This window comes from Cellulomonas sp. P5_C6 (assembly GCF_054049635.1).
The window spans coordinates 1-6,689 of the sequence record NZ_JBFULZ010000214.1 but is presented as its reverse complement, the minus strand read 5'-3'; the positions used below and the strand labels follow the sequence as shown (position 1 = coordinate 6,689).

The following is a 6,689-nucleotide window of genomic DNA, read 5'->3' as shown; positions in this document are numbered from 1 at the left end:
AACCTGCTCGACGGCGCGGCCGCGACGCAGGTGCTCGGACGCGAGGGCACGTGGTCGGTGCGGCMGGAGAAGATCCGCATCGCCGCGCCCGACGCCCGGCCCAGACCCGGCGAGGACGGCGCGGCAGGCACCGTGCGCGAGGTCGTGTACGTCGGCTCGGCCACCCGGTTCCTGGTGGACCTGGACGCCGGCGCGACCCTCGTCGCGCTGCAGCAGAACCAGCAGACCTCGTCCATGGACGTGCAGGAGCTGCGCGGCGCGCGCGTCCTGCTCGTGTKGGCGAAGGAGCACGAGTTCCAGGTGACGACCCCCGCGGCAGCAACCCCCCTGCCGTGAGCCTGCTGAGGACGAAGGAGACCACGATGAGGCACACACGTCTGCTGGCGACGGTGGCCGTCGGAGCGCTGGCGAGTCTCGCCCTGACCGCCTGCGGGTCATCCGGCGGCGGCAGCTCGAGCGGCCCCGCCACGCCGCCGGCGATGGACGCCCTGAGCTCGCTGGGCAACGGCGAGGGCGAGGTCAACATCCTCGCGTGGGCCGGCTACGCGGAGGACGGCTCGACGGACCCGGCGGTCGACTGGGTGACCCCGTTCGAGGCCGCGACGGGCTGTCAGGCGAACGTGCAGGTGGCGGACACGTCGGACAGCATGTTCGAGAAGATGGGCACCGGCGACTTCGACGTGGTGTCGGCGTCGGGTGACTCGTCGCTGCGGATGATCTACGCCGGCAAGGTCGCCCCCGTGAACACCGACCTGCTCACCAACTACCCCGACGTGCCCGACTTCCAGAAGATGCAGGCATGGAACTCCGTGGGCGACGCCGCCTACGGCATGCCCCACGGGTGGGGCGCCCAGCTGCTCGGGTACCGCACGGACAAGGCCGACCCGGCGCCCGACTCGTGGAGCGTGGTGTTCGAGCCCGACTCGCCGTACGCGGGCAAGATCACCGACTACGACTCGCCGACCGACGGCATCGCCGCCGCGGCCGTCTACCTGATGTCGACGCAGCCGGACCTCAAGATCACCAACCCCTATGCGCTGGACAAGACCCAGTTCGACGCCGCGGTCGCGCTGCTCACCGCGCAGCAGCCTCAGGTGGCCAGCTACTGGGCCAGCTACGCCGACGCGCAGAAGGCGCTGGAGAACGGCAGCACCGAGGTGGGCTCGACGTGGCAGATCATCATCAACCTGGCCAAGGGCGACGGCAGCCCGGTCGAGTCGGTGCTGCCCAAGGAGGGCGCCACGGGCTGGGCGGACACGTGGATGGTCGACGCCAAGTCGCCGCACCCGAACTGCGCGTACCTCTGGATGAACTGGGTGACCAAGCCCGACGTCCAGGCGCAGATCGCCGAGTGGTTCGGCGAGGCCCCGGCCAACACCAAGGCGTGCGCGCTGACCACCGACCCGACGCACTGCGACACGTTCCACGCCGAGGACGAGAGCTACTTCAAGAAGATCTGGTTCTGGTCCACGCCGCAGTCCGACTGCCTCGACGGCCGCACCGACGTGAAGTGCATCCCGTACTCCGAGTGGGGCAAGGCGTGGAGCAGCGTCAAGAACGGCTGACCGGGTGACGACGATCGAGCGGCCGGCGTCCACGAGCGTGGGACGCCGGCTCTCGGCCGCCCTCTTCCGACGGCCGCGGGTCCGGCTCGTCGCGCTGCTCGCGCTGCCGACGACGTGGCTGGTGGTGGTCTACCTCTCGGCGCTCCTGGCGCTGCTGGCGACGGCGTTCTTCTCCGTCGACGAGTTCACCAACGAGGTCGTCCGGACGTTCACGCTGCAGAACGTCCAGGACGTGCTGGCCGACCCGGCCTACCGGTACGCGACCCTGCGCACGGTCGGCATCGCCGCCGCGGTGACCGTGCTGTGCACGCTGCTGGGCTTCCCGATGGCGTTCTTCATGGCGAAGGTGGCGAAGCCGCGGTGGCGGGGGCTGCTCATCGCGCTCGTCGTGACCCCGCTGTGGGCGTCGTACCTGGTGAAGATCTACGCGTGGCAGGCGATGGTCCAGCCGGACACCGGGGTGCTGGCCTGGATGCTGGCGCCGATCGGCCTGGACGGACCGGGCTACGGTGTCACCGCGACGGTCCTGACGCTGACGTACCTCTGGCTGCCGTACATGATCCTGCCGGTGTACGCGGGCCTGGACCGGATGCCCGACAGCCTGCTCGACGCGTCCGGCGACCTCGGCGCGCGGCCCGGCCGGACAGTCCGGAGCGTCGTCGTCCCGCTGGTCTACCCGTCGATCGTCGCGGGGTCGGTGTTCACGTTCTCGCTCAGCCTCGGCGACTACATCACCGTGCAGATCGTCGGCGGCCGCACCCAGATGCTCGGCAACATCGTGTACCAGAACTACACCAGCAGCCTGCCGTTCGCGGCCGCGATCGCGCTCATCCCCGTGGTGATCATGGTCATCTACCTGATGCTCGTGCGGCGGACGGGAGCTCTGGACAACCTGTGAGGAACTCACGCCGCACCCGGTGGACGTTCGGGCTGATGATGCTGTTCGGCCTGGCGTTCATCTACGTGCCCCTGGGCGTCATCGTCATCAACTCGTTCAACGCCAGCACCGTGTTCGCGTGGCCGCCGAAGTCGTTCACCACGCACTGGTGGTCGGCCACGTTCGGTAACCAGAGCGTCCGGGACGCGGTGCTGACGTCCATCGAGGTGGGGATCGTCGCGACGGCGGTCGCCCTGGTGCTGGGCACGCTGCTGGCGTTCGGCCTCGGGCGGTACACGTTCTTCGGGCGGCACACCCTGTCGCTGCTGGTCGTGCTGCCGATCGCGCTGCCGGGCATCGTCACCGCGCTGGCGTTCCGGACGGGCTTCCGCACGTTCCTCGGGCTCGAGCTGTCCATCTGGACCGTCGCGATCGCGCACGCGACCTTCTGCATCGTGGTCGTCTACAACAACGTCCTCGCGCGCCTGCGACGCACGGGCTCCAGCCCCGAGGAGGCGTCGATGGACCTCGGCGCCGACACGTTCACGACGTTCCGGCTGGTCACCTTCCCGCTGCTGCGCGGCGCCCTCGTGGCCGGTGCGCTCCTGGCGTTCGGGCTCTCGTTCGACGAGATCGTCGTGACCCTGTTCACGGCCCCGCCGGGCGTGGTGACGCTGCCGATCTGGATCTTCCAGAACCTGTCGCGGCCCAACCAGGGGCCGGTGGTCAACGTGGTCGCCGCCGTGCTGGTGCTCCTGTCGATCATCCCGATCTACCTGAGCCAGAAGGTCGCGGGGGAGTCGACCGGCGGCGGCCGCCTCTGAGCGTCCGGATGGTGAGCACTTCCGGCGGACCGTTGACCGGCGCGCCGACCGTTCCTAGGTTGCGCGCCGACCTGGTCCACCGTCGCCGCCGTCCGAAAGGCCCACCATGCCCGTCGAGTTCCTTGGCATCGCCACCACCAGCGATGCGTCCGAGACCACCGCCGCGTCGACCCGGCCCGTCGACCTCGGCTACCTCGAGCGCCTCGTGCGCGCCCACCAGGACAACGGGTGGACCCGCGTCCTGTTCGCGTACGGCTCGGGCGGCCTGGAGCCGTCGGCCCTCGCGGGGTACCTCGCCGGCCGGCTGGACACGATCGAGCTCCTGCTCGCCCACCGGCCGAACGTCTCCTACCCGACCTTCGCGGCCAAGACGTTCGCGACGCTCGACCAGGTGTCGCAGGGGCGGTTGTCCGTGCACTTCATCACGGGCGGCAGCGACCACGAGCAGGCCCGCGAGGGTGACCGGCTCACCAAGGACGAGCGGTACGCGCGGACGCGGGAGTACATCCAGATCGTCAAGCAGGCGTGGACCAGCACCGAGCCGTTCGACCACCACGGCACCTTCTACGACTTCGACGACTTCGTGCTCGACGCGAAGGCGTTCGAGGGCCGGTCGCCGACGATCTCGTTCGGCGGGTCGTCGGAGGCCGCGTACCGGGTCGGCGCCGCCGAGGCGGACATCTTCGCCGTCTGGGGCGAGCCGCTGGCCAGCACGGCCGAGCAGATCGCCCGCATCCACGCCGAGTCGGCCGCGGCGGGCCGCACGACGCCGCCCCGCATCCACGCCGCATTCCGGCCGATCATCGCGCCCACCGAGGAGCTCGCCTGGGAGAAGGCGCACCGCGTGCTCGACCGCATCGAGGCGCGCAAGCTCGCCGCGGGCGACGCGCTCGCGCGGTGGCGTCCCGGCAAGCCCGAGAACGCCGGCTCGCAGCGCCTGCTCGAGATCGCCGCGCAGGGCGAGCGGTTCGACACCGCGCTCTGGACCGCGACCGCGAAGGCCACGGGCGGCGCGGGCAACTCGAACGCCCTGGTGGGAACGCCGGAGACGGTCGCGCAGGCGCTCCTGGCGTACTACGACCTGGGCGTGCGCGTCATCTCGGCCCGCGGCTACGACCTCCTGGACGACGCCGTCGACTTCGGTCGCTACGTCATCCCGCTCGTGCAGGAGGGCGTCGCTCAGCGGGACCGCGAGGCGGTCGCGGCCTGACCACCGCCGTCGCGGCTACCGGGTGTCCGTTCCGCCCGCCGGCGGCAGGAGCAGCCTGACGCCGTGCCGGTGGTACACCATCGTGAGCTCGCGCAGCTCTTCCTTGGTCTCGGCGTCGAAGCCGTTCCCCGTCCCGCGTGCGAGCACGGTGGCGGACCCGGACGTCAGGTACCGCAGGGCGGACCGCTGCCACACCTGGTTGTCCACCCGGGGCACCGGCCGCCCCTGCGCGTCCCGGGAGCCCTCGTCGTACGTCTGGCCGGACAGGTCGACCGGCACGTCGCAGCCCTGGGCCAGGTCGCGCGAGTAGACGTCGAGCAGCACGAGGGCGGCGGGGGAGTCGGACCGGACGCACCCCTGTGCCGGCAGCCGCGCCTGGATCTGGGCCGCCGGGAACGACGCCTGCGGCGCCGGGGCGAGCGCACCGCCGACCAGCCCGAACCCCAGGCAGGTCGCCGTCGCGACGACCAGCCGGGACGGGGCCGGGACGAGCGAGACCGCCGCGGCCACGACCAGCACGAGCGCCGGGGCCGCGTACGCCGCGTAGTGCGGGAGGTAGCTGGGGGAGGCCAGGAGCACGCCGGCCTGGGCGACCAGCAGCGCGACCCACAGCCGACCCCGGTGCGCGCGCCACCCCACCAGGGCCGCGGCGGCGACGGCCGCGAGCACGACGGCGACGAGCACGAGCCGTCCCGGGTCGGTGGTCGGCACCACGGTCACGTCCACGCCCGTGATGCTGCCGAGCCTCGCCACGGTGCTCGTGTGCTCGCGCGCCCTGCCCAGCTGGTCGAGGACGACGAGCCGGAACATCCGCGGCCCGGCCAGGACGGCGAAGGGTGCGACGACGACGAGCGCCGAGGCGACGGCTCCGGCGCCGACACGCAGGGCGTCCCGACGCCCCCCGGACAGCAGCTGCCAGGCCACCACCACGACGACCGGGACGACGGCCCAGATCTTCACGACGACGCCGAGCCCCAGGACGGCGCCCGCCGCCCACTGCCAGCGCGCGGGCACCCGCGACTCGGCCGCCCGCAGCAGCAGCACGACCCCGCCCAGCAGGGTGAGGGTGCCGAGGGGCTCGAGGAGGGTGAGCCGGTCCGCGTAGGCGGCGGCGGACGAGACGGCGTAGAGCACGCCCCCGACGACGGCGGCCAGGACTCCCCAGCGGCGGGCGACGCGCGTGACCAGCACGGTGTTCACGGCACCRACCAGCAGGAACCCGATCCGGGCGGCGGCGAAGGCCGTGGCGTCGCTGGTCCAGTGGGTCAGGGCCGCGAAGGGCGTCAGCGCCAGCATGATCCCCGGCGGGTGCAGCAGCAGGAAGTCGCGGTACGGCATCTGGCCGTGGACGAACGAGACGGCGGAGGCGAAGTACACGCCGTCGTCGTAGCCGTGGTACGACCGCAGCCCCACGGCGCCGCCGACCAGGTGCCAGCGCACCAGCACTGCGAGCACAGCTGCGACGGCGGCCACCAACCACGTGGTGGACCGCCGGGTCTGCGCCGCAGAGGACCCCACAGGCCCATCATGCCTCAGCGCGTCCAGGGACCCGACGACCGGGAGGCCGTACCGTCCTGTCATGCCGACCCGCCGCCGCCCGTGACCGTCGCGCCGCTCGGCCAGGTCGCGGTCGCGCTCGTCGCGCTGCTGGCCGTCACCCTGCTCGTCCTGACGCTCGCCCGCGTGCCCGTCCGCCGGGACGCCCTGGTCGCGGCACTGCGCGCAGGGATCCAGCTCACGGTCGTCGCGCTGGTCATCGCCTGGGTGTTCCTGCACCCGGCCGGGGCGGCCCTGTACCTGGCGGTGATGCTCGCAGCGGCCGCGTGGACGTCGACCCGCCGGATCGGTCTGGGGCGCGGCGTGCTGCCCGTCGCGCTCCTGGGCATCACGGCGGGCGCGCTCGCCGCGACCGTCCCCGTGCTGGCCAGCGGGGCGCTGCCGCTGCGCGCGGAGACCGTCGTCCCGTTCGCGGCCCAGATCATCGGCGGGTCGATGACCGCGGTCTCGCTGACCGGCGGCCGGCTGCGCGACGACATCGGCACGGAGTGGGAGCAGGTCGAGGGCTGGCTCACGCTCGGTGCGACCCCGCGGCAGGCGGTGGTGTCGCAGACCCGTCGAGCCGTGGCGCGCTCCCTCGTGCCGGCGCTCGACCAGACGCGCAGCGCYGGCCTGGTCGTGCTGCCCGGCGCCTTCGTCGGGCTCCTGCTGGGCGG

General features: G+C 72.4%; 7 protein-coding genes. 6 read left to right on the top strand and 1 reads right to left on the bottom strand.

Going from position 1 to position 6,689, the window contains the following annotated elements:
* The 5 genes from ACXJKG_RS18160 to ACXJKG_RS18140 form a co-directional block, all read left to right on the top strand.
* On the top strand, positions 1-336 hold a 336-nt coding region (locus tag ACXJKG_RS18160), incomplete at its 5' end, for a TOBE domain-containing protein (RefSeq protein ID WP_456847145.1).
* Positions 337-362: 26 nt separating this feature from the next.
* On the top strand, positions 363-1,565 hold the full coding sequence (locus tag ACXJKG_RS18155) for an extracellular solute-binding protein (RefSeq protein WP_456847144.1): 1,203 nt from the start codon (positions 363-365) through the stop codon (positions 1,563-1,565).
* Positions 1,566-1,569: 4 nt separating this feature from the next.
* Positions 1,570-2,463 carry an ABC transporter permease gene (locus tag ACXJKG_RS18150; protein WP_456847143.1) on the top strand — a complete coding sequence of 298 codons (894 nt, stop codon included), beginning with the start codon at positions 1,570-1,572 and terminating at the stop codon, positions 2,461-2,463.
* Complete coding sequence (locus tag ACXJKG_RS18145; RefSeq protein ID WP_456847142.1) at positions 2,460-3,266, top strand: ABC transporter permease; 807 nt, start codon at positions 2,460-2,462, stop codon at positions 3,264-3,266. The genes ACXJKG_RS18150 and ACXJKG_RS18145 overlap by 4 nt, the downstream gene beginning before the upstream one ends.
* A gap of 106 nt (positions 3,267-3,372) precedes the next feature.
* Complete coding sequence (locus ACXJKG_RS18140; RefSeq protein ID WP_456847141.1) at positions 3,373-4,476, top strand: LLM class flavin-dependent oxidoreductase; 1,104 nt, start codon at positions 3,373-3,375, stop codon at positions 4,474-4,476.
* 15 nt (positions 4,477-4,491) lie between these two features.
* On the opposite strand, the gene ACXJKG_RS18135 is transcribed toward ACXJKG_RS18140, so the two are convergent.
* A complete protein-coding gene (locus ACXJKG_RS18135) occupies positions 4,492-5,994 on the bottom strand; it encodes a glycosyltransferase family 39 protein (protein WP_456847140.1) in 1,503 nt (500 codons plus the stop codon).
* A 9-nt stretch (positions 5,995-6,003) separates the two neighbouring features.
* On the opposite strand from ACXJKG_RS18135, the gene ACXJKG_RS18130 reads away from it, so the two are divergent.
* A partial coding sequence (locus ACXJKG_RS18130; protein WP_456847139.1) for an ABC transporter permease occupies positions 6,004-6,689 on the top strand: 686 nt, incomplete at its 3' end.